Source organism: Longibacter salinarum, assembly GCF_002554795.1.
Lineage (GTDB): Bacteria > Bacteroidota > Rhodothermia > Rhodothermales > Salinibacteraceae > Longibacter > Longibacter salinarum.
Window position 1 is genome coordinate 710,653 of the sequence record NZ_PDEQ01000001.1, and the last position, 23,243, is coordinate 733,895.

Here is a 23,243-nt window from a genome sequence, read left to right on the forward strand (position 1 = left end):
CAGACTCCCTAATTTCAGTGGATGGCTCGAGGATGTTAACGACTCTTTTTTCTGGCTGAGATCGTTACGCATCGCCATACCGCTCCCCTCTCACGTCCGCGATTCCCCCCTCCCGCTCTCCGTGTTTCGTCATGGCTGCTAAAACGGACGCCGCACTTACGGTATCAGACTGGAAGGATCGCATTCGCCCCCACCTGAATGCGTCTATGCAGGATGTTAGTGATGCAATCACGAACGCTGCCCCCATCCAGTCCTGGCTACACAAGGCATCGTTCGAGGCAGCAGAAGGACTCGCTCAAATGCATGCCATGCAGGCGGAAGCGATGGGGCACATGCGGATGCTAAACGACCTTGAGGATTCGTTTCCCGCGCTTTGCGAAGCGGTCGATGAGCTCACGCACGGATTCGGATCATTAGATATTCACTGGCGTCCCCTGACTCCGAATTTCAGTCGTATCCGGATCACGTTCGATCGCGACTACTCGGTCGGATCATTTCTTACGCTCGAAGAACCGCGCCCGCAAGCTGCGCAATCACTTTTGGAGACGCTCCGCTCGACTCTTCCAAAAGGCGATCCGTTCCCAAACCGCCCTCACAAGGTGACTGGCCTCGTCGTTTATGAGGAGGTCCCCCTCGGCGTCCGATTGCATGACCGACTTGCGGACGAGGGGCGCACCGTGACTGTGACCCTGTTCCCCGACGGCGCGAAAGCCGTCGAGGATCTGCCGTTCATGGTCGCTCCCCGGGCCATCGCGGACTACTTCACGGCAGAAACAAGTTCATCGTGACGCGCCAACGATTATCGCTCCCACCTCGGCGGATCGAAATCACACTGATCGTTCAGTCTACTTTTTCCACATCTCCAATGCCGATGACGGACCACGTGCCGCCGTCTGGGATTTCGTCCGACTCTTCCACCGCTGCAAGTGAGATGGTTGCGCCCGGTTCGACGAACTCGCTCACGATTCGAACGAACACTTCCGGGCTGTCCATCCGAAGAGAATTGGAGATCGACTCCAGCCGGCCGTCACGGATGCGGAGATAGCCGATCTCGAACGGCATCGGACCGCGCGTCTTGGTGCTAAGCTCCCGGTAAACTTCGCTCGCTCGCCGCAACGCCTGCACCAGCTCGACGGTCAGCCACATCTGCCCACTGGGCCCGGCCGACACTCGATTATGGTGTCGTCGCGCAAACATCTTCTGGATCAGCGCTTCGAGGCGTTCACGACTCTCCTCGCGTACGGCGGCGTCGGAAAACGTGCAGGTATATTCAGCCATCAACAAAATCTGCTGCTCAATTATCGGGCATTCGCGAACGCCAGGTCGATGGCTGAGGTTCAGCGTGACCGATTGCCCCAGATCAGATAGCCGATGCATACGCGGCTCGCCCCGTCCACCTCGTCGCGCATCCACGCACATTCCGCGTTCTCCGAACGTGACGTGGCGGTGAACCTTTACATTGCCACTCCCTCTCCCGGATCACGCTGTCAGCACCAGGGTTCGGAGCGGTGGTGAACATCCTCTTTCAGCTGTCGAACAGTCCGTGGATTCCCTTACCCAGATTACGCTCGGTGCAGCGGTCGGCGAAGCAACGCTGGGCCGTCGTGTAGGAAACAAAGCCCCGCTCTGGGGAGCGTTTTTCGGAACGCTTCCGGATCTCGACGTGGTCATCAATCCATTCGTATCGGAGATCACGTCCCTCGCTTTCCACCGCGGCCTGTCTCATTCATTTCTCGTCGTCGTTGTAGCCGCGCCCCTTCTTGCGTGGATGGTGTCGCGTATTCACGCATCTGATGGAGCGGACTGGCGAGCCTGGACGCCGCTGGTGTTGCTCACGCTTGTGACGCACATCATCCTGGACACTCTGACGTCGTATGGCACCCAGGTTTTCGCTCCACTGTCGGACACCCGGGCCGCGATTCCGTCTATCTTCATTATCGACCCGGTATATACGATCCCACTCGCGCTGGGTCTACTGATTGCTCTCAAGTGGCGCCCCACCGCGACGGCGCGCCGCCGATCCAACTATATCGGCCTGGCCGTAAGCACCGTCTACCTGTGCCTCACGCTCGGGATAAAATCGCATGTCGAATCGGTGTTTGCGTCCTCGCTGGAAGCGCAGGGAAAACCACACACGGAAGTGTTCACACAACCCACTCCGTTCAACACCATATTGTGGAACGGGATGGTCCAAGATGAAGGCGGGACGTGGACGGGACAGTATTCCCTATTCGACTCGAGTGGCCAGATCGAATTCGAGTACGTCCCAAAAAATGACCACCTTCTTCAGGGCCACATGTCTGATCCCGCGATCGATGTGTTGCGATGGTTCTCGAAGGGCTATTACACGGTCTCGCAGGAAAATGGGACCACTCGACTCCACGATCTTCGCTTCGGTCGTACCGACCTCGGACTACGTTCGGAGGGGCGATATCTGTTCACATTTGTCCTAAAACAGGGACCTGACGGGGCCTTCGTAAACTTTGCGCATACGCGTCCGCCCTTCCGTCCGGACGACCAGTTACTCAGACGGTTTGTAAACCGAATCGCTGGAGAAGAAAGATCATCCTCTCAGGCAGTCTTGCAGATTGATTAAGGTATAGTTCAGGTTCGTAATCATCCTCTCATAGATTCGCCCGACGGCGCGCTAACACCTACGTTAAATTTGAGCCTGATTTACCGTTTGCCCTCTCTCTTACCTCTACATGGTCATGGATTTCCAGCAGTACGTAAATGCCGAAACGCTCACACTCATTGGAAGCTATCTGCTCTCCGGCGTAGGCTTCTTGGTGGTGCTGTTTATCGGCCGGTACATCGCTGCGAAACTTCGGTCTACAATACGTACCAAGCTTGATCGTCCCACGGTCGACCAGACCCTGGTCAAGTTTGGCTCGAACCTCACATACTACGCCATCTTCATCCTGACGGCGTTCGCCGCACTGGAGATGGTCGGTGTCGAAACCGCTAGCTTCATCGCTGTTCTCGCGGCGGCCGGTTTCGCAGTGGGTCTCGCGCTCCAAGGCACGCTGGCGAACTTCGCTGCCGGCGTCATGCTCCTTCTCTTCCGCCCATTCAATGTGGGTGACTACGTTGAGATTGGAGGGGAAAAAGGATTTGTGCGTGACCTGCAGCTCTTTTACACCAAACTCGACACGCGTGATAATCAACTGTTGGTCGTGCCCAACAGCGATATTTTTGGCAACACGATCCGAAATATATTCAACTACGACCACATTCGGGTCGATTGCGCCGTCGGTACGGATTATCCAGCAGACATTGACTCGACGCGCGAGGTACTCCTCCAGGCTGCACAAAAAATCGATGATCGTTTGGAAGAACACGGCGAGCAAGCGGCGCTCCTGAGCCTCGGAGACTCGGCGATCATCTGGGAAGTGCGGATCTGGGCACGACCCGACGACTATTTCCGACTGAAGCAGGAACTCACGCGCGTCGTCAAATATGAGCTCGACAATGCTGACATCGGCATTCCGTACCCACAAATGGATGTCCATGTGGACTCTCTAGAGGAGCAGGCTGCATGACCAGTCGCAGTCCCTCCCCTGGGAAATCCGTGGAAAGCCGCTTGTTCGTTTCACCTGCGTAACGCTCGCCCCGAATCCAGGGGAACGCTTCTCTGTAGCGCTTCTTTTCCTTCATGCACGCTCCTTTTCTCAAACTCAGCTTGATCCCGTATGCCAACACGTAAAGCAGATGCGAAGTGGGAGGGCGACCTCCAGAACGGTAAGGGACATATGTCCGTCGAGAGCGGCGCCTTCTCGAGTGCGTTCTCGTTTCATTCCCGGTTCGAGGATGGCGAAGCCACCAACCCGGAAGAACTAATCGGAGCGGCTCTTGCCGGCTGCTTCTCGATGGCCTTGAGCAACATTCTCGCTGAGGCAGGACATACGCCCGACCGCGTGGAGACCACGGCGGATGTCACGCTTGAGATTCTTGACGACGGAGGTCCGACGATCACCACGATCCACCTCACCACCGTAGGCTCCGTACCCGGCCTTGACGCAGACGCTTTCCAAGAGTTCGCCGCAAAAGCAAAGGCGGGCTGCCCGGCTTCAAAAGCTCTCGCAGGGCCGAATGTTACGCTGGATGCGACGCTGAAATAAACGACGCCTCAACGTAATGCTGTAACGAGAGCATGCAGAAACGCCTCCACGGCCCGACGGGCTGAGGAGGCGTTTTCGTTTTCGAACGCTCCATGCGGTTTACCTTATTGGCCAATCAGAACCTGTTTGGCAGACAGCCTTCGGCCATCCAAAGGTACGGACCTTCCAATGGTCGGTCCTCGAGACGCTTGTGCAACCAGGCCTTGTTCTTTTCGCGCACCGTGTCTACGGCACACATGCCATAGGATCACGATCAGACCTGCGAATAGAGGTAAACGACTGAGCTTGCTTGTGGAGACCCGTCCGAGGAACAGGTTGTCAGTCGATAATCCGGAGGACGATCTTACCCGCGTTCTCGTTGTTCTCCATGCGCTCGTGGGCAAGGGTGACGTCGCTCCAATCCATCACGGAGTCAATGACTGGCTTCAGCTCGCCGTCGATGAATTTGGGCAACGCGTAGGCTGCAAATTCTTCGGTCAGCCGCGTTTTATATGCGTGCGATCGCGACCGCAGGGTCGACGCTTTCAGGTGAACGCGCTTGGCCATCAGGTCTCGGAGGCTCATCTCTTCCACCGTTGCTCCTCCCAGCGTGGCCAGCTGGACGACGATGCCGTCCATCGCGAGCGCCTCGATGTTTTTGTGAAAGTAGGGCGCTCCGATAAAGTCGATGATGAGATCAACCCCGCCTCCATCGGTCCAGTCCTCCACCGCTTCGACGAAATTCTCCGACCGGTAGTCCACGACACGGTCCGCTCCGTGCGTCCGGCACACGTCGTGTTTCGGTGCGGAGGCGGTTGCGATCGCGCTTGCTCCTGCAGAGCGGATCAACTGGAGCGCAGCCGTTCCGACCCCGCTCGCCCCGGCATGCACCAGAACCCGGCTGGTAGAGTCGAGATCGCCCAACCAGTGAAGCGCCTGATACGCTGTCAGGAACACCTCAGGAATAGCGGCCGCGTCGGTCATGGAGAGACCCGGCGGAATGGCCATCAGAAGGTCTTTGTGGACGACGACCTCTTCCGCGTATCCACCGCCGCCGAGCAGCGCAAAGACGCGGTCTCCCTGCTTCCAATCGACCACGCCGCTTGCGACGTCATCAACCACGCCGGCCATTTCGAGCCCTAGGATCTCGCTCTCACCTTCCGGCGGCGGATAGTATCCGCGCCGCTGAAACGTATCGGCCCGGTTCAGCGCGGTCGCATGCACGTTGACGCGGACCTCATCTACTCCGAGCTCCGGCGAGGGCACCTCACCGATCGTCATGTTCGACGGTTCGCCCGGCTCTGTCACGATAACGGCTTGCATAGGGTCGCTTTGTCTTTGGAAAAGAGTTAACGCTAGATAATCGCCCCCCCTGACTTGCCCGTCGCTCCCGGTCTTATTCTACGGCCATGCTTGTTCTGACCGTGATCTCGTTGTGAAGCGTGCGATGCACAGGGCATTTGTTTGCAATTTCTATCAGTCGTTCGCGCTGCTCATCCGTGAGATCTCCTGTCATGTGTATCTCGCGACGGATCCGGTCAACCTTACCACTGTCGCTTTCGCAATCCTCGCAGTCCTCGGCATGGATTCGGTCGTGCTGCAGGCGGACGGTGGTCGTCTCAAGGGGCCAGTCCTTTCGGTCCGCGTACATGCGGAGCGTGATGCCGGTACAGGCGCCGAGTGCTGACAACAGCAAATCGTAGGGCGTCGGCCCCAGATCCCGGCCGCCAACCGACTCCGGCTCGTCGGCCGTCCAGGTATGGCGTCCGGCTCGGAGGGTGGTTTCGTAGGGAACGGTTCCTGTGACGGTCTCGGTGCCTTCCACAGTATCGTCGGTGGCGCGACCATCTTCGTGGACATCGGGCAGTGGGTCGACCGTCACGTCAAGGTACTTTGTCGCCCAAGCGGCCACAACCGTTCCGACGTACCGAGAGTCCGACTCATCCGTCAGAAGGTGATCGGCATCATCAAGCGATACGAAGCTCTTCGGATGCTTTGCGTCCTCGAAAATCCGAGCCGCGTTATCGATCCCGACAACATTATCGAGCGGAGCATGAAAAATCATCAGCGCGCGATCAAGCGAGCGGATCCGACGGGACATTTCTGCTTCCGTCAGGTCGTCAAGAAATTGCTTCTTGACCGTGAACGTTCGACCGGCGATCGTCACATGAGCAATGCCCGACTCTCGAATTTCCTCCAGAGAGTCTTCGAGGAGATGCGTCAGGTGCTCCGGATCGTGCGGTGCACCGATCGTCGCGACCGCTCGCACCGAATCCAGGTCCCCTGCAGCGCGAAGTACTGCGGCGCCACCGAGCGAATGCCCGATCAGGATCGACGGGGCCTGTCGCCGCTCTTCAAGAGCATTCGCGGCTGCAATCAAATCGTCGACGTTGGAGGAAAAGTTGGTGTCCGCGAAGTCCCCTTCACTCTCTCCGAGCCCGGTAAAGTCGAATCGCAACACCCCGAACCCCTGCTTCGTCAGCGACCGACTGATGTGCCCGACGGCCGACAGGTTCTTTGAACACGTAAAACAATGAGCGAACAGGACATAGGCCAGTGGCGACTCATCCTCCGGGAGATCGAGACGGGCAGCGAGACTGTCGCCCTGGGCATTTGCAAACGTCAACTTCTCTGATGGCATCGTCTTCGTGCTCTGCTAATGAGGAAAATAAACAGGAGAAGGCCGCAATGAGTGTTGAGTCGTGCGAAGAGTGTTACGCACGGTTGCAGGCTTCAATCTAAACCGGAATGCTTAGGATGACTCCTGCGTCTCCGACCGGCTCCGGGAGACACGATCGAAGGTAAATCGGCGCGTGCGGGACGGGGTACCGCGATTAAACGTGCGTTCGACGAACGTTACGGTCCCATCTTTTGCAATCAGGAGCACGGTGGAGGCACGTGTGCCGTACGACTCGCTTTCGATAAAAATCGGAGACAGTATCGACTCTACCTCGGGCCCGACACCCGTTTCGGGTAGATCATCATCCGGAAACCGGCGACGTTCGTCAAGCAATTGCAGTAGGTCGTTCGGATCAAGCCGGCCAGATACGCTGGAAGGGTCCGTGATCTGTCGTATTTGTGCTCGTGCCCGATCCGTCTTGGGCCACGATGTGTTCAGCACCGCATTGCTAATCCCATGGACGCCGGGAGCGATCTGCTCCGGACCGTCGCGATAGTTCGAGAGGTACGCACACGTGCCGCCCTCCCCCACCAGAAGATTGAATCCGTTGTAGCCATCGGCGTCCGGTGCAAGGTCACGAACGTATTCAAATGGCTCGTAAAGACCCGTCAGAAAATCGGAGACCAGGTGGCCTCGGCTTGGAGCGTTCGCTTTCACGTTCGACGGGTCGCGGACGTTCGTAATCACACCCCAGCGTCCCGTTCGAGTCACACCCATCCACGTTCCGCCGGCTCGAAGGTCCCGACCGCCCAGCACGTGCGGATGATCCTCCCAGAAGTTTGCAGGCGCTGTCGGTCGATCGTAGTGCTCATCTCGATTTCCAGCAAACACGAGATCGTAGACCGGATGGTCGTTGAGCCGAAATGCGAGTAGGCACATAAGCGGAGCACGGAAAGTCGCAGAGGGTACACTAAGCGTTCAGATGGCCCGGTATTGCCGAAGAACCGGTGTTATCGTTTTTCTACGGCGAGAAGTCGTGGCGGATTATTCTCGCGATTCGTAAAGCGATACGAGAGAACCCGGTATTCGTGCTGCGGAAGTGCGCGAGCCCAACCATGAACCGCATCGGCCTCTTCTGGTCCACCGTCATGCCCTGTATACAGGACGATGGTGATGACCCCGCCCAGCTGCAGAAGGTCCAGCGCGGCGTCGAGCGCAGGGAGCGTTGTCTCTGGGGTCGTAATCAGGTCATGATCTCCGCGGGGCAGATACCCCAGATTAAACATGACCGCACCGACTTGTCCGATGTCCTCCTTCTCGATGTGCTCCAGAAGGGCCGCATGGTCGCCGTGGATGAGACGTACATCCACGTCTGGAACGCGTGTATCGATCTTGTGACGCGTCGCTTTGACCGCCTGCTCCTGTACATCGATGGAATAGACCCGCCCATCCTCCCCCACAGTCGAGGCTAGATGAACCGTATCGTGCCCATTTCCGGCTGTTGCGTCCACAGCAACCGAGCCCGGGCGCAGAGCGCGCCGGGTGAGTTCGTGTGCAAAGGGAAGAACATTCAGAATAGCCATGACCGGCGTAGCAGGGCAGCAAACAGTGTGAGAGGAACGAACGATTCGTGAAAGCCGAAGCGTTCATTTCTCGCTCGAAACGGAAATTCAGGGCGCGGGTTCGAGCCTCGATCCCAATTGCTAGGTGAGGCAGAAGTAATTTTATGATTGACACGCCGTCTTCGGTATCCGTTCCGCTCAAACGCGGTCGCGATTATGCGATCCGTTACACGTCGCTACGCGACCTCCCTGGTATCTTGCACGACGTCGGACTGCGGACCGGAAAGTGTGTTGTCGTGACGGATGAAAACGTTGGGGCGCAATATCGGTCGCCGGTACGGACGGCCCTCTCGTCTGCCGGATGGATTCCGCACGTTATCACAGTGCCGCCGGGTGAGAAAAGCAAATCAGCCGATCAATTGCAGGTCCTGTACGACGATATCCTCGAGTGGGGAATCGACCGAGATACGCCTGTTATCGCGCTCGGAGGGGGTGTCGTCGGCGACCTCGCAGGCTATGCAGCGGCAACTCTCCTGCGCGGCGTCCCGGTCGTGCAGTGTCCAACCTCGCTGATTGCGCACGTGGATAGCGCCCTTGGCGGGAAGACCGGCATCAACCACGCCACCGGCAAAAATTTAATTGGCGCCTTTCACCAGCCCAACGTCGTCGTAGCGGACTTGGACACGCTCGGTACGCTGCCGCAACGCGAATGGACGAGCGGAATGGCGGAAGTGATCAAACACGCTGTCATCGCCGACGCCGACCTGTTTTCGTTCATTGAGGAGCATCTTGTGGACGTGATGACGGGGCGTCGACGCGACCTCATTCACAAGATGATTCCTCGAGCGGCAAAGGTCAAAGCTGAAATTGTCGCCGAAGATGAAAAGGAATCAGGGCGACGTGCAATCTTGAACTTCGGTCACACCTTCGCACATGCCATCGAGTCGGTGGCCGGTTACGGCACGTTCACACACGGTGAAGCCGTTGCAATCGGCATGCGAGCTGCCCTCTTCCTCTCTGCTCAACGCAATACGCAGGCAATTCCCCGCGAGAACATCGATTACGTCCTGCGGGCCATCCCGCAACAGCACGACCCTTCCGAACTCGATTGGCAGGATGTTCGCCGCGCCATGCAGTCCGATAAGAAGAACAAAGGCGATGTCGTTCGATTCGTTCTTTTGGACCGTCTCGGGCAAGCATATGTGACCGGTGACATCTCGGATGCAGCCTTACGACAGGCGTGGGACTTTGCAACCCGTCCATAACCACTGCCTGCAGTGCCTGTCGGGATCGCGGCGAGTGATCGTCGGAATCAGACCGGTCCATCATCCGACCGTATCGCGATACGCTTGACCGATGCGGGACAGAACTCCGGCCTCCACGCCACCGTCCAACAACTGCAGCATTTACATCCTTCTGATTTCCACCCGACGTTCGTCACGAAACGTCGGACCATCCCCCTGCTGACTGCAGCTCTACGCGTTGTCTTCCTCCAGCACCATATCTAAGTACTTCTCGCGGACCCTGCAGGGAATTCTATACCTATGCCTGCTGGCTGCAATCGTCTTTTTCGCGCTGACGCGAACGGACGTGGGTCGCGACAGACTGCGCGATCAAATCGAGGTCCAGTTCAATCGGCAATTCGCCGGATCGCTGGAGATTGAGCGACTCCGAGGCAACCTTGTCAATGACCTCTATGCCTCCGACGTACGGGTCCTCGATCCGACTGGGAACGACGTTATTTCCATCGATTCGGTCACCGTCCGTCCCCGTTGGTTGCAGCTCCTGACCCGTGAACTCTCGATTCGCTCGATCACGCTCCACAGACCGTCAATCACCGCCCACCGAGACGCGTCTGGGCGCTGGTCGCTTCAGAAAGCACTGCACAGGGTCCGCCCGTCGACCGCAGAGACCCGGATCGGCATAACGGCGGCTGACATTCGCATCGAAAACGGCCGGTTCACGACGACACGGGACGGCTCCCCTCCCGATGCCGTTCGATCCGACTGGCTTTTCGACTACACTCGTGCTGGAATCGAAGATTTCAATGCACAGGGAACGGTCGACTGGTCCGGCCGCGAAAAGCTGATTGAAGTGTACGATGTCACGTTCGATGTCCCCGACGCGGACCTCTCTTTTTCCGCCGTCCAGGGGCAAATCGTCCGAGAGAACGACACGTGGACCGTCCGGCAGACACGCGTCTCGACCGGCGCCACGGACCTCAGGATGAGCGGGTCGATCACCATGACGGAGCACGGCGAACCCAATGTCGATGTCACGCTGGCAGAGAGCCGTATCGACTTCAACGAGGTTTCCCGGGTCGTACCCCGAGTCCCACTTCGAGATCTGGTGACGGTTAATGGCCGAATCATCGGTCCGCCGTCTGGCTTCCTGCTTGATACCTTCCAGATCCGACACGGATCGTCCCGTCTGTCGATACAGGGTACGGCGCTTGGTCTTCCGGATTCTCTCGATTACGACATCCGTGTGCAGGATGCACGACTGCGTCGTTCGGATGTCGAAACCGTTCTCAACCAACCGCTACCCGATCGGGTGGCGGCCCTGAACAATGTCGAGATGTCGTTTTTCTCCCGCGGCGTGATCGACCTTACGGGCGACCCCAGCGCCCCATTCGACGTGAGCGCGTCCCTTACCGCCTCGACAGACATCGGTGATGCGCAGGGCGACCTCGCCGTACAGAGAAAGCGAAATGCCGCGATCCAGTACTCCGCAGAACTAGATGTTGACCGTCTCGATCTCGCCCCACTTACAAAACGAGACGCCCTCGGTGGTCGCATCAATGGACGACTCACAGGCACGGGCCGCGGGGCGACGGTCGACAGCCTCGATACCGATGTCACCCTCGAGTTATCGGAGTCACGCATAGGAGATCAACAGCTTGACAGCGCGCGCGTGAATGTCATCGTGACCGGCCGGGCGGGTCGCGGAACCGTCATGATCGAACAGGCAGGTGGAGGCCGGTTGGATCTCGACGCGCGCTTTGATGCCACCGGCGAACGATCCGAATACGGCTTAACGATTGCGACCACGGCCTTCGACCTCGAACCGCTCCCTGGCTCGCTCCCATCGTCCTCCCTCTTCGCTCAGGTGCAGAGCGAGGGACATTTCCAGGGGTATGCAGATGCATCGGGGTCGCTAACCCTTGACGTCGATTCATCGCAGATTGCCCCCCACGACAGCCTTCGTCTCCTGCGCCCGCACCGTCTGACGGTGGATCTAACGCGCCCTGACGCGGACAATCAGCAGCGGCTGCAGGTGGACGGCTCGGTGCTAAACCTTACGGCTAGAGGGACTCTGAACGCCCGTGTTCTTCCGGCGCTCGCGCGACACTGGGGAAGCCAGCTTGCAACGGGAGCTCGTGAGGCGGCTGACAAACCGATGCCCCAAACTCTCGCTGTAACCGGTTCAGACCTGCCTCCATCTGCACGACCGAAGACTGCTTCGACGCCGGCGGACGGGCTTCTGTCCTCATCGGAGGACGTTCCTCTCCCCTCGCGTCGAGCGCGACGCGACTCCGTTCGCGAACTGATGGCAGAAGCCGGAATCGATGGCCAGGCGGAACTCGGCGTAACCGCGACCATCCGCGATGCCTCCATTCTGCAGCTCTGGCTCCCGGCGCTCCCTCCCCTCTCCGATGGACTGAGCTCTTCGATGCACGCGCAAGCCGACGCGGACACGATTAACGTTCAGGGGACGCTGCAGGCAGACAGATACACCTTCAACCAGACCCGCATCGATTCCCTCAGCGCTGGCCTCACCCTAAATGCATCAATGGATCGCCCGCTCGTCGAATCCACGGCGACGCGACTCGAAGTGGTTGCCCACTCGGCGGCTGTAGGAAGCCTGTCCGTGGCCACTCCCCGCCTTTCGTTTCAGTACAAAGAAAGAGAGGGCGATTTCCGGGTGACGACAGATCGAAAAGGCCGTGCAGGACCGTTCGTTCTTGCTACCGGTATCCGGATTCTTCCGTCCCGCAACGTGATCAACGTTCGGGATCTTTCGGCTGCCATCGGCGACATTTCATGGAGCCATCCGGGCACGTCCACGATCGACGTGTATTCCGACGGCGTCATTGTTGAGCCCCTCGTCGTAGAGAGTCTTCGTCCACAGGAAGGTGGCCTGCAAAAGATCAGCGTTTCCGGCCGGCTCACGCCGCGGGATCAGGACCGTCTTGTGGCTCGGGCCGAAAACGTGCTCCTCTACCCGGTGTCGGATCTACTCAAACTGAAGCGGCCTGTGGCCGGACGGCTCGACGGGGAAATCGAGATGAGCGGGAAGTGGACCGAGCCCGTCGTCCGCACGAACCTGAACATCGGACGGTTCTCCGTGGACCGACGTCTGCTCGGCGCCATCGGGCTGAGCGCAACATACGACACGAGGTCGCCTGACGTCGCCATGCAGCTCACCGTGCGGCCGGACACCGCCACCTCCGGACCAACGCTCGTGCCCGGAGGGATTCGAACCGTCGAAGATAACACGCTGTCGCTAAACGGCCGTGTTCGCCTTCCCATCAGCGGTGCCGACACGCTTGCCGGCGACCCGCTCGATCTTAAACTGTCCGTCCAACGGGCCGACCTGTTCTTCTTCGAGTACATTTTTCAGGACACGATCACGAAAGTGAGCGGCTACACGGCGGGCCAGGCGCACATCGGCGGCTCGTTCACCGACCCACTCTTCGACGCCGACATGCGGGTCGCGGATGGTGATTTCACCCTTCCACGATTCAACCTCGATTATGACATCGCTGGGGATGTCATGGTCGACGAGGCCGGCATTCACCTCGCGGGCGTCCGGGTCGAGGATTCAGACGACGGCGTTGCCGATATTGACGGAAGCATTCTTTTCAACGAATACAGGTTTTTCTCCTTCGACCTCGCGGCACAGCTCCGCGAAATGATGGTGATCGACGTGGAGGACTCAGACGATCTGCCGTTCTACGGTACAATCCGCGCCTCCGGCCCGGCCTCGCTGACCGGCCCGCTGTCTGATGCCACGCTCCGCTCACCCGGTGCCCGGACGACACCGGACAGCGAGCTCTTCATTCCGGTCCTCGAGGAAGATGTCTCCGAGGAATCGGGGTATATCATCTTCGCCGACAGCACCGGTCAACTGCCCGACCTCAGAGACCTTACGCGTCGCGACAACCTTCTTTCTGACCGACCCGTAGGCGAACCGTCGTTCCTCGACGGGCTCGAGCTAGATCTCAATATCCTCGCGCCAGAAGGCTCCACCGTCCACCTCGTCTTCGATCCGCTTGTCGGCGACGTCGTGACTGCGATTGGGTCCGGTCGCGTCCAGCTCCAGCGACAGGAAGGAGAGTTTTTCGTGTACGGCACCTACGAGGTCGAGGGCGGAGACTACCTGTTCACTGCAGGTGAGGTGTTCGTCCGACGATTCAGCATCGACGGTGGAACGCTAACGTGGGACGGCGACCCCGTAAATGCGTCTATGAATCTCTCCGCAGCCTACCGAACCCGTGCGTCGCCTGCAGGCCTTCCGAATGAAGAGCAGTATGCCGGTCGCATCCCGGTCATTGTCGAGCTGGACATTACCGGACGCGTCGAAACGCCCCGCGTGGATCTGAGCCTTTCTGTGGCCCGTGACCAGCGGTCGGGCCTTGTTGGCGACCAGACGCTCGACGCCATCCTGAACCAGGACGACCTCGCAACCGAGTACGCGACGAGCGTGCTGCTGACGAATACGTTCCTCCTCACGACGTCGACGCTCACCACAGGAGGTGCGTCTTCGGAGCAGCAAAGCCGCATCGCCGAAGCCGGTAACCAACTTGCGTTCAACAGCGTGTCCCAGCTTGTTGCCAGCCAGCTGAATCGGTACCTGTCCGAGGCGCTTCCGAACGTGGACGTCAACCTCGGTGTGTCCGGCGAAGACCCCGAGGACCTAGACATCATTTACGGTGTCGCGCTCCGCCTTCTCAACGAACGATTGATCATCCGGGGCGAAGGCGTGTACACCGGAAATGAACCCGACCAGCCCGAAGCCAGTGGACCGCAGGGAGAGTTTGTCGTGGAGGTCCGTCTCAGCCGCACCGTTTCGGTCGAGGTCTTCTATCGCCGGGCAGGAGACGACGTCACCCGCCAGACGCTCACGAATACGACCGGCGCCGGACTCTCGTACCAGACCGAGTTTCCCACGTGGAAGCATCTCTTCTACCAGCTATTCGGATGGCTTCTTCCAGGCGACGGGCCCCAACCGGACACGGATGATGCTCCGTCTCCCGACGACCAGGATCCATCCGAAGCCGTTGCCGGGCGTGAGGACGAGTAACGCCGGGGATTGCCCTCCCACGCCCCTTTCGGGCTGTATTTAGTGCGCTTCGTGTCAAGTCTTCACAGGCCTGGGCCTATCATGTGCTCAAATCGGCGAACGACATTGCACGACGTTACGTTTGAGGATTGATCTTTCTAGCGCGGCAACGCACGTCGGGTTACGGTCCCCTACTGGCCGTTCCGGACAGGCGCCGTCGCATCTCTTTTAGTTGATGACTTACCATACGTGAACGCACGTCCAGAAACGGCTTCCGCGGACAAGAAGAAGCTCCGCAAACAAACACTCGACTTTCTCCGCAACCACTCCGATAAGTGGTATCGCGCAAATGAGATCTCGAGTGCCCTTCATATCAAAGACCACGATCGGTACCTCACGTTCTGCGACGTGATCGCCGATCTGGCATCGCAGAAGCTGGTCCGCCGAAAGAAGCGAAAGTACCAGCACAAACCCGTCGGCAACCGCCGCGTTGGAATCCTCCACGTCACGCCCCATGGCTACGGGTTTGTCGAGGACACGGAAGAAGACGAGGAGTACTTTATCCGTGAGTATAACATGGGCGAGGCGCTCGACAGCGACCTCGTTCGTGTCGGAATTGCTGCCAAGTCGGGCGGAAAGGACAAGAAACGCGAGTGCGAAGTCCTGGAAGTTATTGAACGTCGCCGGACCAAGGTCGTCGGAACGTTCAAACACATGGGCCACTTCGCGTTCGTCGACCCGGACGATCAGCGAATTCCACAGGACGTGTTCGTCCCCCAGGAAGCCTTTAATGGCGCAGAGGACGGACAGAAAGTCGTCGTGTCCATCGACCGCTTCGAAGACCGGAAAGCCTCTCCCGAGGGCCGCATCCTGCGCGTCATCGGCGACGCAGCGGACCCGAATGTGCGCGTCCTTTCGCTCGCCATGAGCATGGACGTCAAGGCCGACTTTCCGGAGGAGGTTGAAGCGGCCGCGGAAGCGATCGACGAAGAGATTCCCGCATCCGAAGTTGAACGCCGTGTTGACCTGCGTGATGAGTTTATCTTCACGATCGACCCGGACGATGCGAAGGATTTCGATGATGCGATCCACATCAACGAGCTCGACAACGGACACTTCGAAGTTGGTGTCCATATCGCCGACGTAAGCCACTACGTCGAGCCCAACTCTCCGCTCGACGACGAAGCACTGGAGCGCGCCACGAGCACCTACCTCGTGGACCGTACGATCCCGATGCTGCCGGAGAAACTGTCGAACAAGGTATGCTCGCTCCGACCGAAGGAGGACAAGTGCGCCTTCTCCGTCATGCTGGAGATCAACCGGCACGGAGACGTGGTCGACTATGACATCCACGAGTCCGTCATTCACTCGAAGAAGCGCCTCACGTACGATCAGGCACAGACGTACATCGATGGCGGGCACCCGCGGCACGACATTGCGCCGAAGATCGTTCAAGCCAACCGGCTCGCCAAGACGCTGACGAAGAAGCGCATGCGCGAGGGCGCAATCGACTTTGGTAGCGATGAGGTGAAAGTCATCCTCGACGAGAAGGGCAACCCGGAAAACATCGTGCGCAAGCAGCGCATGGAAGCCAACCGTCTGATTGAGGAGTTCATGCTTCTCGCGAACAAAACGGTGGCGCGTCACATCGGTGGCAAAGATGCCAACAAGCGTGTCGCAGACGGCGCATACAAGAACCGAAGCGAGCCTCTTCCCTTCGTGTACCGCATCCACGACAATCCGGACGGCGAGCGGATTCGCCAGTTGGCGGAATACGTGAAGGTATTCGGATACGACCTGCCAATCACCGACGGCAACGTGACGTCGCAGGACCTCGGCGATTTGATCGACGAAGTGCGCGGATCGGCAGAGGAAACCGTCATCACCCGGGCCGCTCTTCGGGCGATGTCCAAGGCCGAGTACAACGTGAAGAACATCGGCCACTTCGGGCTCGGGTTCGACTTCTACTCGCACTTCACGAGTCCCATTCGTCGGTATCCAGACCTCGTCGTCCACCGTCTCCTGAAGCGATACGCAACCTCCGGCAAGCCGCCGCAGAAGAGTACGCTACAGGAAATCTGCGAGCATTGCTCCGAACAGGAGCGGAACGCGGAGCAGGCGGAGCGCGAATCTGTGAAGCTGAAACAGGTGGAATACACGCAGCAGCACGTCGGTGACAGCTTCAAGGGCGTCGTAAGCGGCGTCACAAAGTTCGGCGTGTTTGTCGAGCTCACTGATCTCCTTGTCGAGGGTCTCGTCCACGTTCGCGAGATGGACGACGACTACTACATGTACGATGAAACCACGTACACGATGGAGGGCGAACACACCGGCAAATCGTATCGACCGGGCGACGAGTGCACCGTACAGGTGACGAACGTGGACGTTGAGAAACGTCAGATCGATCTGCTCTTCGCCAACGACGAAGACTAACCAGATCCCCGGTCCGGTTTTAACCGTTCCTCTTCCCCCGATTGCCGTGATGGCAATCGGGGGATTTTATTTGGCTCGTCCAGCCAGCTTGGGCACGCCACCGCAAGCATGGAAAATAGCGATGCCCGTCTCCGAGCACCGCCTTTCCGTGATGATACAGTTCCCGTCGTGAATCAATCCGCGAACGAGGCAGGCTGCCCCAATTCAGCGTTCGGTGTCTCCTCCTCGTCCTATGCGACAAGCGTACACACCTCTCCCTCCTCTTCCGCTCGCGTCGGCTAACCGGCTAGCTACGAACGAGTAGGACGCTGCATGGGGCAAAGAGCGCGACCTGATGGCTAACCGTACCGACCTGCTCCCGGGACTCGTCCGGGTCCACAACGTGGGAGCGCATGACGATCAGGTCTGCCGGAAGCTCCCGCGCGGTCGCGACGATCTCCTGGCCCTGTCCACTTTCTCCGTATTTGACTTCCGCAGTAACGTCGAATCCGGCTTCCGTGAGTTTCTCCGCCCAATCCGTGATCTTCTTTTCGGCGTTCTCCCGCAGCTCCTCGTAGAATTCCGGGTCATCATCCAGCGTGATGTCGTCGAGCATCTCGATCACATGGAGCAGCGTGACCTCCGTTTCGCCCGCCCGGGCCAGGCTTTTCGCTTTCTCAAGAACAAGATCGTTGGTTGCGGACAGGTCGACGGGAATCAGGACGGCGTCGTACATAAACGAAAAGGGTTGGCTGATCCGAAACGGCGGCGAGGAATATCGTGTCGATATGCTAATGACACTTGGGGCGGATACGCAAGCCTTTTCTTCTTTTCCACTAAGCGCTATTGGCCCAACCTGGCCTGGCGTGTTTCCTGGAGCACTCACGCCCCCTCTCGGATGCGAGCGGCGGAGGCTTCAAGTGAATCCCGAGAGATGAACGCGCCGGTCGATGGATCCACCTGACCGAAGCTCAGCACCCCTGTCGGGCAACTCTGCACACAGGCCGAGCACCGCACGCACTCCGGATCGTCCATTGGCTCCCCCTTCTGCGCAAAAGCCATGACGTCGATGCCCTGATGGCACACGCTCGTGCACACGTTGCAGGAGATGCATTTCTCCTTATCAGCGAGGATCCGGAACCGGCTGAACCGCGCGTAAATGTGCATCAGCGCGGCGAGCGGACACAGGAAACGGCACCAGAAGCGACCGGAGAGCCAGAAGTAGACGCCGTAGCCAATCATGCCGGCGAGGACGACGTCCACGACCCAGGCGTAGTTGAGCTGCAAGCCGAACAGGCTTCCGAACATGACCTGGTTGAATGCCTGCTCCATCCAACCTCCAGGAAACACCCACCCGCCGATTCGGAGAAACAGGAGCACAAAGGCGAGCACCATGATGACCTGGCCCGCGAGGTTAAATTTATTCCACCCCTCTCCATGGGGCATCTTGTCCCGGTGCTGATCCCCAAGCGTTTCGGCAAGCGCGCCACATGAGCAGATCCAGCCACAGTACGCGCCCTTGCCCCAGAAGTAAATCATTCCGGGGATCAGGACGAACGTTTGAACGAAGCAGATGCCGATCCACCACCACAGCGGCTCCGCGGTAAAGACGTTGTAGACAAGAAGCGGCCAGGCGAGAATAAAGCCGTAGGCCCGCCAGTACTCCCGCCCATGGACGGCCCATTCGCTTGTTGGAAACAGTGCGTCGAGAAATCCAGCCGGAAGAAGTCCGTTCGCACCGAAATAGGGCAGGACAATCTCTGGCAAAATGAACAGGGGAAGGACCTGAACCGCCATCAGTGTGAGCGTCTGCACGCGGATGTACGGCGTCTGCCTTCGCCGTATTCGCCGAAATCCGAAGATGACGACGATAGCAGAATACGCCAACGTGTAATAGAACGAGGGTTTCGTGGCCGACGTGGTGATGATTGACCACAGGCCGGTGGCATTCGGGTCACCAGAGAGACTGAAGGGGAAAAGGTTCACGCTCTTTGCCCACTCCTGAACGATGCCTCCATCCTTCCAGCTGTATACGGCGCACATGAAGAGGAAGAATGCGGCAAACGCTCCCACGCGGCGCCAAAGTACATTGGACAGCCAGTCTACGCTCGAGACGGCGTCTTTGAGCGTGTTTGGCAGATCGCCGAAGTCGTTGCGAAGGCGAATGCCGGATCGGCGGAAGAAGTCGAGTGGGGCCTCGCGTCCGATCATCGCGTAGACTGCCTCCGTGTCAATCGTTTCCTGCTCATCGGTCCCGGAGAGGACGACCTGCTCATCACCAATCGCTTCAACATCCGTCGCCATTTTCAGGCGCAATGATCCCTCTCCTCCGTGGTACGTGGCAAGCGCGTACGCGCGATCGATGTTATCCGGCTTCGGCCGCACAAACTCTTCGCGCCGATACGAGAGCGTGACCTGTGCTCCCGCTTCTGTCAGCGCGATCGCCGCTTCCAGTGCCGAGTCCCCGCCGCCGATGACGAGCACGTTGCGGCCCTTCCATTTCGTAGGGTCGTGGAGGCGGTGATGCACGAAATCGCGGTCCTCCCCCGGAACGCCAAGGCTTCGGAAGTTGCCGCTCCGTCCAATCGCAACGATGACGCGTTCCGCAAAGACCTTCTCTCCGCTCTCGCTCTCCACCACAAGCAATTCGCCGCGCCGAGCGATGCGGTCCGCATCGAAGGTCCGAACGGGGAGATCCTGAGTCTGGGCCTCCAGCTCTTCGACGAGCGCTTCTTTCACGTCCGCAGAAACCGTCAGGTCTCCCTCCGGCGTCATGCTCTGAGGGTACGTGTAGATCGGCTTCCCTTTCTGGAAATCCTTGATCGTCGCGAAGCGCCGATTGGCTTCTAGAACGATCGTGTCGATGCCGAGAGACTGTGCTTCCCGTGCGGCGGCCATCCCTGCGGCCCCCGCACCAAGAACAGCGATCGGAACCGGATCGTCCTCCGTTCCCTCGGGTGGATCGGATGGCGCGCCGTCCCCTCGCCCGGCAAGGTTCAAATCATTCGCTGCATGCCGAACGGCTTTTACACCGCTGTCAATCGAGAACTTCAGCAGCGGGATGCCAGCAAGATCACCGACGACGTATACGCCCTCGACATTCGTTCGATAGTCATCGTCCACGCGGGGAAGTTTTTCAACCTCTCCAGCGGGCCACTGTAGATGAAGCCAGTCCGCGTAGCGTTGGAGCGCGTGCAGCATGTGAGAGCAGATGCTAAAACAGAGGGGGAGACCGACGAGAAATGAGTCCTCGACACGTATCGTTCGTTACGCACGGAAGAGAAATGCGCTCCCCTGATGGTGTACGTCGTCTGTAAACATTCACTAGCGCCCGTACGTGCCGGCTCGGACCGGACGGTCACCGGCAAAAACCTGTGCGACATCGTTTCCGTTACCGTCTGCAACTTACGAGGTCGTTCCCTACCTTGCACCGTTCCCGGACGGATGGCGATGCCCATCCGATGCATTTCCGCTGCTTTCTAGCTCATCTTACTCGCGCATGATCTACGGCCTGACCGGAAACCCGACGAAGTCGCAAATATGGCCTCCGATGCACCGTCTCATCGAATGGCTATCGGAAAAAGAGATGCCATTCTGTCTCCATCAGCCGATCGCCGATGGACTTCGCGAACGGGATCTCATTGACGGCACAATCTGCGATGAGCTCGATGCGGAACGCCTTGCCAAAGAAAGCGACATCGTGCTTTCGTTTGGCGGTGATGGGACGCTTCTCCGCACGACGCATGAAACCGGTCCAAACGCAACCCCCGTGCTGGGCGTCAACATCGGACGCCTCGGATTTCTGGCTGACATCGAGGTCGAAGATCTGTTTGAAGCAATCTATGCGATTGAAGCCGGCGACTATTCGATTGAGGAGCGGATGGTTCTTGAGGCGACCACTCCGGAGAGCGACATTTTGGATGTCGCCTGGGCACTCAATGAATTCGTGCTGGACCGCAGCGGCGAAGCCGGTCTCATCGAAATTGACGTTCGTGTCGACGGAGAGGAGTTAAATACATACTGGGCCGATGGCCTCATCATGTCGACGCCGACGGGATCGACGGCATACTCGCTCTCCACCGGAGGCCCGATCCTTACGCCGGGCGTAGATGGTATTATTCTGACTCCAATTGCGCCTCACACATTGACCGTCCGCCCCATCGTCCTGCCGGGATCGGTCGAAATCAACGCGCGCGTTCTCGGAAACGACCAGCCGTACGTGTTTGCTGCAGACGGCCGAAGCACGGTCCTCGACACGCACGACCTTCAGTTTACGGTGCAGAGAGCCGAACACACGGTGAACCTCGTCAAGCTCGGCGGCCAACACTTCTTCAAAACCCTCCGGAAGAAGCTAATGTGGGGCGTCAGTCGCTCCACGAAAGAGGAACGATAAGTCGACCGAAACCCGACTAAACATTCCCCACCTTCGTTACCAAACACGATCCCTCGCGCTCCCCTGTACGGTCCCACCATCTCTTTGCAGAATCCCTGTGAACAAGCCGATCTGCTTCGATTCGAGCGAACCTTTCTTGAGAGAGAAGGTTGAGGGAGATCCGGCGCCGGAAACTGCTGCGAAGTGCCTTCCCGTGCCTGCGATGGTCAGGTAGCTCAGTTGGTAGAGCAACGGCCTGAAAAGCCGTGTGTCGGCGGTTCGAATCCGCCCCTGACCACTCCAAAACGTCTCCCGGCCCGCTCCGGAGGGGCGTTTTCTGTTTTCCTCTCGGCACGCGGCCGTCGTAGCATCCTTTGGAGATCGCACCGCCATCAAGTGGTTCGTCTTCGACGAGATTCTGAACTCGCAGTGAATCAAAAGCGGCGGGATTGACACGGGCGTGAGCGGAGCCTACCTTCGCATTGTATCGGCGGTAGCGACCGCCCGGTGCCTCACATTCGGTCAGGTAGCTCAGTTGGTAGAGCAACGGCCTGAAAAGCCGTGTGTCGGCGGTTCGAATCCGCCCCTGACCACACCTTTCTATTTTGCACGAAGCACCTCACGCTCGACGGCGTGAGGTGCTTTTTCTTTGCCCCAATTCTTTTTTCGGGCAACCGATCAGCACGCTCTCCTATGGGCCCCATCCCGCAGTTTCGTCCTCGTTCGAGGTGTCTGGCACGGGGCACTCGTCTCCGACAAGGTAGACGTTCTCCGCCTTGTGATTGCGATTTTCCCGCACACGCAGATCCTGTCCGTTCGGTCGCACCGATCCAGAGTCTTTTCGTATCATAATTAGACGTGCACGTGATGGACACCAGGCCCTCCAGGGTGAATGTGCATTCGTCCGGTACGATAGAGATTTTGAACTACAGACATCGACCAGATTGCCCGATGAAGATCTTTGAGGAGGCACCGATCGACATTCCTCACGTGCAGGTTACAACCCTTGACGAGGACGACACCGGGAATGAATTACTGGATCGACTGCAGCGTCTTCAGAAGCAAAAGGAGGATGCAGAAGGACGTGCTCAGGCCGCGAGCCGTCCACTCCCTTCCCTACTCGCAGACGCCGACGATCTTGTCGCCCGGGTGATGGCCGGTCTGCTCCCCCAGGACGCCGCGGAAACCGCCGAGGAAGAACTTCAAAAGGCACAGGCGAACGTCAATGCGGCCAACCGGGAAGCCCGGCAATCTCGAAAAGCGATCACGATGGTCGAAGCTCGGCTGGAAGAGCGCGCCCAGACATTGTACGAAGCCAATGCCAGCCATGTCCGAGAGGTCCATCGAACACTCGTCGCGGCGACATACGAAGCCGAGGTCCGGGCCGCAACCCTCCTACGGATCTTGCGCGAATTTGAAATGCGATACGCTCGATACACCGAGAATCACGCTCCAGAGCCTCACCCGCAGTACCTCCGGGAAGCCGAGCGAAGCCAGCCTCCACGAACACTGATGGGGCCCGCAAAGTCGCCCAATGGCCATCTTTACGCTACATCCGACGCGACGACCTGGATGCAACGTGCCGCGGCGCTGCTCGAAATGGATGGTCCGCCGGTCGTCGATGTCGACTCTCTGGACTTCGAGTCCCCTTCTGCGACATACGTGCCGGAACCGGAGCACTCTCTTGAGCGGGAACTTGATTCCGCATCACCTGATGCACCTTTCCCCCACCATTCGCCTCATCCCCCGACGAAGATGGCCGAAGACGAGACGCCCGAAGACGTAGAGGCCGAATCTGACTCCGATAAGGCAAAAAAGGATGTCGAAACGAAAGAAGCGGTTGCCTCGGGAGCGAAGCCCCAGAAGAAGGGGGCAAAGCCGGAGTAGAAGCA

The 23,243-nt window shown here is 58.8% G+C and carries 17 protein-coding genes and 2 tRNA genes; 11 read left to right on the forward strand and 8 right to left on the reverse strand.

Annotated features, from left to right (window positions below):
* The first annotated feature begins 131 nt into the window (after positions 1-131).
* Entirely contained in the window at positions 132-788 is a 657-nt protein-coding gene (locus CRI94_RS02880) for a hypothetical protein (protein ID WP_098074137.1), read from the forward strand.
* Between the two features lie 52 nt (positions 789-840).
* On the opposite strand, the gene CRI94_RS02885 is transcribed toward CRI94_RS02880, so the two are convergent.
* A complete protein-coding gene (locus CRI94_RS02885) occupies positions 841-1,377 on the reverse strand; it encodes a hypothetical protein (protein WP_179862125.1) in 537 nt (178 codons plus the stop codon).
* Between the two features lie 166 nt (positions 1,378-1,543).
* On the opposite strand from CRI94_RS02885, the gene CRI94_RS02890 reads away from it, so the two are divergent.
* The 3 genes from CRI94_RS02890 (at position 1,544) to CRI94_RS02900 (ending at position 4,121) form a co-directional block, all read left to right on the forward strand.
* Complete coding sequence (locus CRI94_RS02890) at positions 1,544-2,596, forward strand: metal-dependent hydrolase (protein WP_179862126.1); 1,053 nt, start codon at positions 1,544-1,546, stop codon at positions 2,594-2,596.
* Between the two features lie 109 nt (positions 2,597-2,705).
* A complete protein-coding gene (locus tag CRI94_RS02895) occupies positions 2,706-3,542 on the forward strand; it encodes a mechanosensitive ion channel family protein (RefSeq protein WP_098074140.1) in 837 nt (278 codons plus the stop codon).
* Positions 3,543-3,692: 150 nt separating this feature from the next.
* Positions 3,693-4,121, forward strand: coding sequence for an OsmC family protein (locus CRI94_RS02900; RefSeq protein WP_098074141.1), 429 nt, complete (start codon positions 3,693-3,695; stop codon positions 4,119-4,121).
* 318 nt (positions 4,122-4,439) lie between these two features.
* On the opposite strand, the gene CRI94_RS02905 is transcribed toward CRI94_RS02900, so the two are convergent.
* The 4 genes from CRI94_RS02905 to mnmM all read right to left on the reverse strand — a co-directional run bounded on the left by CRI94_RS02905 (position 4,440) and on the right by mnmM (position 8,303).
* Positions 4,440-5,423: an NAD(P)H-quinone oxidoreductase gene (locus CRI94_RS02905; RefSeq protein ID WP_098074142.1), complete on the reverse strand. Its 984-nt coding sequence runs from the start codon at positions 5,421-5,423 to the stop codon at positions 4,440-4,442.
* Positions 5,424-5,496: 73 nt separating this feature from the next.
* A complete protein-coding gene (locus CRI94_RS02910; RefSeq protein ID WP_098074143.1) occupies positions 5,497-6,741 on the reverse strand; it encodes a bifunctional alpha/beta hydrolase/OsmC family protein in 1,245 nt (414 codons plus the stop codon).
* Positions 6,742-6,852: 111 nt separating this feature from the next.
* Positions 6,853-7,659 (reverse strand): NRDE family protein, encoded by an 807-nt coding sequence (locus CRI94_RS02915; RefSeq protein WP_098074144.1) that lies wholly within the window; start codon positions 7,657-7,659, stop codon positions 6,853-6,855.
* Positions 7,660-7,730: 71 nt separating this feature from the next.
* Positions 7,731-8,303 (reverse strand): tRNA 5-(aminomethyl)-2-thiouridylate-methyltransferase MnmM, encoded by a 573-nt coding sequence (gene mnmM, locus CRI94_RS02920; protein WP_098074145.1) that lies wholly within the window; start codon positions 8,301-8,303, stop codon positions 7,731-7,733.
* A gap of 143 nt (positions 8,304-8,446) precedes the next feature.
* Between mnmM and aroB the strand changes: the two genes are divergently transcribed.
* The 3 genes from aroB to rnr all read left to right on the forward strand — a co-directional run bounded on the left by aroB (position 8,447) and on the right by rnr (position 17,000).
* Positions 8,447-9,547, forward strand: coding sequence for a 3-dehydroquinate synthase (gene aroB, locus CRI94_RS02925; protein ID WP_098074146.1), 1,101 nt, complete (start codon positions 8,447-8,449; stop codon positions 9,545-9,547).
* Between the two features lie 217 nt (positions 9,548-9,764).
* The gene (locus CRI94_RS02930) at positions 9,765-14,588 is read left to right on the forward strand and encodes a translocation/assembly module TamB domain-containing protein (RefSeq protein ID WP_143815275.1); all 4,824 of its coding nucleotides are present in this window, start codon (positions 9,765-9,767) and stop codon (positions 14,586-14,588) included.
* Positions 14,589-14,816: 228 nt separating this feature from the next.
* Entirely contained in the window at positions 14,817-17,000 is a 2,184-nt protein-coding gene (rnr, locus tag CRI94_RS02935) for a ribonuclease R (protein ID WP_098074148.1), read from the forward strand.
* Between the two features lie 286 nt (positions 17,001-17,286).
* On the opposite strand, the gene CRI94_RS02940 is transcribed toward rnr, so the two are convergent.
* Together CRI94_RS02940 and CRI94_RS02945 are read right to left on the reverse strand one after the other, a co-directional pair.
* Positions 17,287-17,715, reverse strand: a complete 429-nt coding sequence (locus CRI94_RS02940; protein WP_098074149.1) for a universal stress protein — start codon at positions 17,713-17,715, stop codon at positions 17,287-17,289.
* Between the two features lie 146 nt (positions 17,716-17,861).
* Positions 17,862-20,180 carry an FAD-dependent oxidoreductase gene (locus CRI94_RS02945; protein WP_098074150.1) on the reverse strand — a complete coding sequence of 773 codons (2,319 nt, stop codon included), beginning with the start codon at positions 20,178-20,180 and terminating at the stop codon, positions 17,862-17,864.
* Between the two features lie 298 nt (positions 20,181-20,478).
* On the opposite strand from CRI94_RS02945, the gene CRI94_RS02950 reads away from it, so the two are divergent.
* The 3 genes from CRI94_RS02950 (at position 20,479) to CRI94_RS02960 (ending at position 21,944) form a co-directional block, all read left to right on the forward strand.
* Positions 20,479-21,372: an NAD(+)/NADH kinase gene (locus tag CRI94_RS02950; RefSeq protein ID WP_098074151.1), complete on the forward strand. Its 894-nt coding sequence runs from the start codon at positions 20,479-20,481 to the stop codon at positions 21,370-21,372.
* A gap of 204 nt (positions 21,373-21,576) precedes the next feature.
* Positions 21,577-21,649 (forward strand) — tRNA-Phe (locus CRI94_RS02955).
* A 222-nt stretch (positions 21,650-21,871) separates the two neighbouring features.
* Positions 21,872-21,944: transfer RNA gene (locus CRI94_RS02960), tRNA-Phe, on the forward strand.
* Positions 21,945-22,042: 98 nt separating this feature from the next.
* Here the strand turns inward: CRI94_RS02960 and CRI94_RS17600 are convergent.
* Positions 22,043-22,201, reverse strand: coding sequence for a hypothetical protein (locus CRI94_RS17600; RefSeq protein WP_179862127.1), 159 nt, complete (start codon positions 22,199-22,201; stop codon positions 22,043-22,045).
* 101 nt (positions 22,202-22,302) lie between these two features.
* Between CRI94_RS17600 and CRI94_RS02965 the strand changes: the two genes are divergently transcribed.
* On the forward strand, positions 22,303-23,238 hold the full coding sequence (locus CRI94_RS02965) for a hypothetical protein (RefSeq protein ID WP_098074152.1): 936 nt from the start codon (positions 22,303-22,305) through the stop codon (positions 23,236-23,238).
* Positions 23,239-23,243: the final 5 nt, after the last annotated feature.

What these genes read in the sequence shown, in the direction of transcription:
- CRI94_RS02880 (WP_098074137.1), top strand. Translation starts at nt 132, where the DNA reads ATGGCTGCTAAAACGGACGCCGCACTTACGGTATCAGACTGGAAGGAT.
- CRI94_RS02885 (WP_179862125.1), bottom strand. Translation starts at nt 1,377, where the DNA reads ATGCATCGGCTATCTGATCTGGGGCAATCGGTCACGCTGAACCTCAGC.
- CRI94_RS02895 (WP_098074140.1), top strand. Translation starts at nt 2,706, where the DNA reads ATGGTCATGGATTTCCAGCAGTACGTAAATGCCGAAACGCTCACACTC.
- CRI94_RS02900 (WP_098074141.1), top strand. Translation starts at nt 3,693, where the DNA reads ATGCCAACACGTAAAGCAGATGCGAAGTGGGAGGGCGACCTCCAGAAC.
- CRI94_RS02905 (WP_098074142.1), bottom strand. Translation starts at nt 5,423, where the DNA reads ATGCAAGCCGTTATCGTGACAGAGCCGGGCGAACCGTCGAACATGACG.
- CRI94_RS02910 (WP_098074143.1), bottom strand. Translation starts at nt 6,741, where the DNA reads ATGCCATCAGAGAAGTTGACGTTTGCAAATGCCCAGGGCGACAGTCTC.
- CRI94_RS02915 (WP_098074144.1), bottom strand. Translation starts at nt 7,659, where the DNA reads ATGTGCCTACTCGCATTTCGGCTCAACGACCATCCGGTCTACGATCTC.
- mnmM (WP_098074145.1), bottom strand. Translation starts at nt 8,303, where the DNA reads ATGGCTATTCTGAATGTTCTTCCCTTTGCACACGAACTCACCCGGCGC.
- aroB (WP_098074146.1), top strand. Translation starts at nt 8,447, where the DNA reads ATGATTGACACGCCGTCTTCGGTATCCGTTCCGCTCAAACGCGGTCGC.
- CRI94_RS02940 (WP_098074149.1), bottom strand. Translation starts at nt 17,715, where the DNA reads ATGTACGACGCCGTCCTGATTCCCGTCGACCTGTCCGCAACCAACGAT.
- CRI94_RS02945 (WP_098074150.1), bottom strand. Translation starts at nt 20,180, where the DNA reads ATGCTGCACGCGCTCCAACGCTACGCGGACTGGCTTCATCTACAGTGG.
- CRI94_RS02950 (WP_098074151.1), top strand. Translation starts at nt 20,479, where the DNA reads ATGATCTACGGCCTGACCGGAAACCCGACGAAGTCGCAAATATGGCCT.
- CRI94_RS17600 (WP_179862127.1), bottom strand. Translation starts at nt 22,201, where the DNA reads ATGATACGAAAAGACTCTGGATCGGTGCGACCGAACGGACAGGATCTG.
- CRI94_RS02965 (WP_098074152.1), top strand. Translation starts at nt 22,303, where the DNA reads ATGAAGATCTTTGAGGAGGCACCGATCGACATTCCTCACGTGCAGGTT.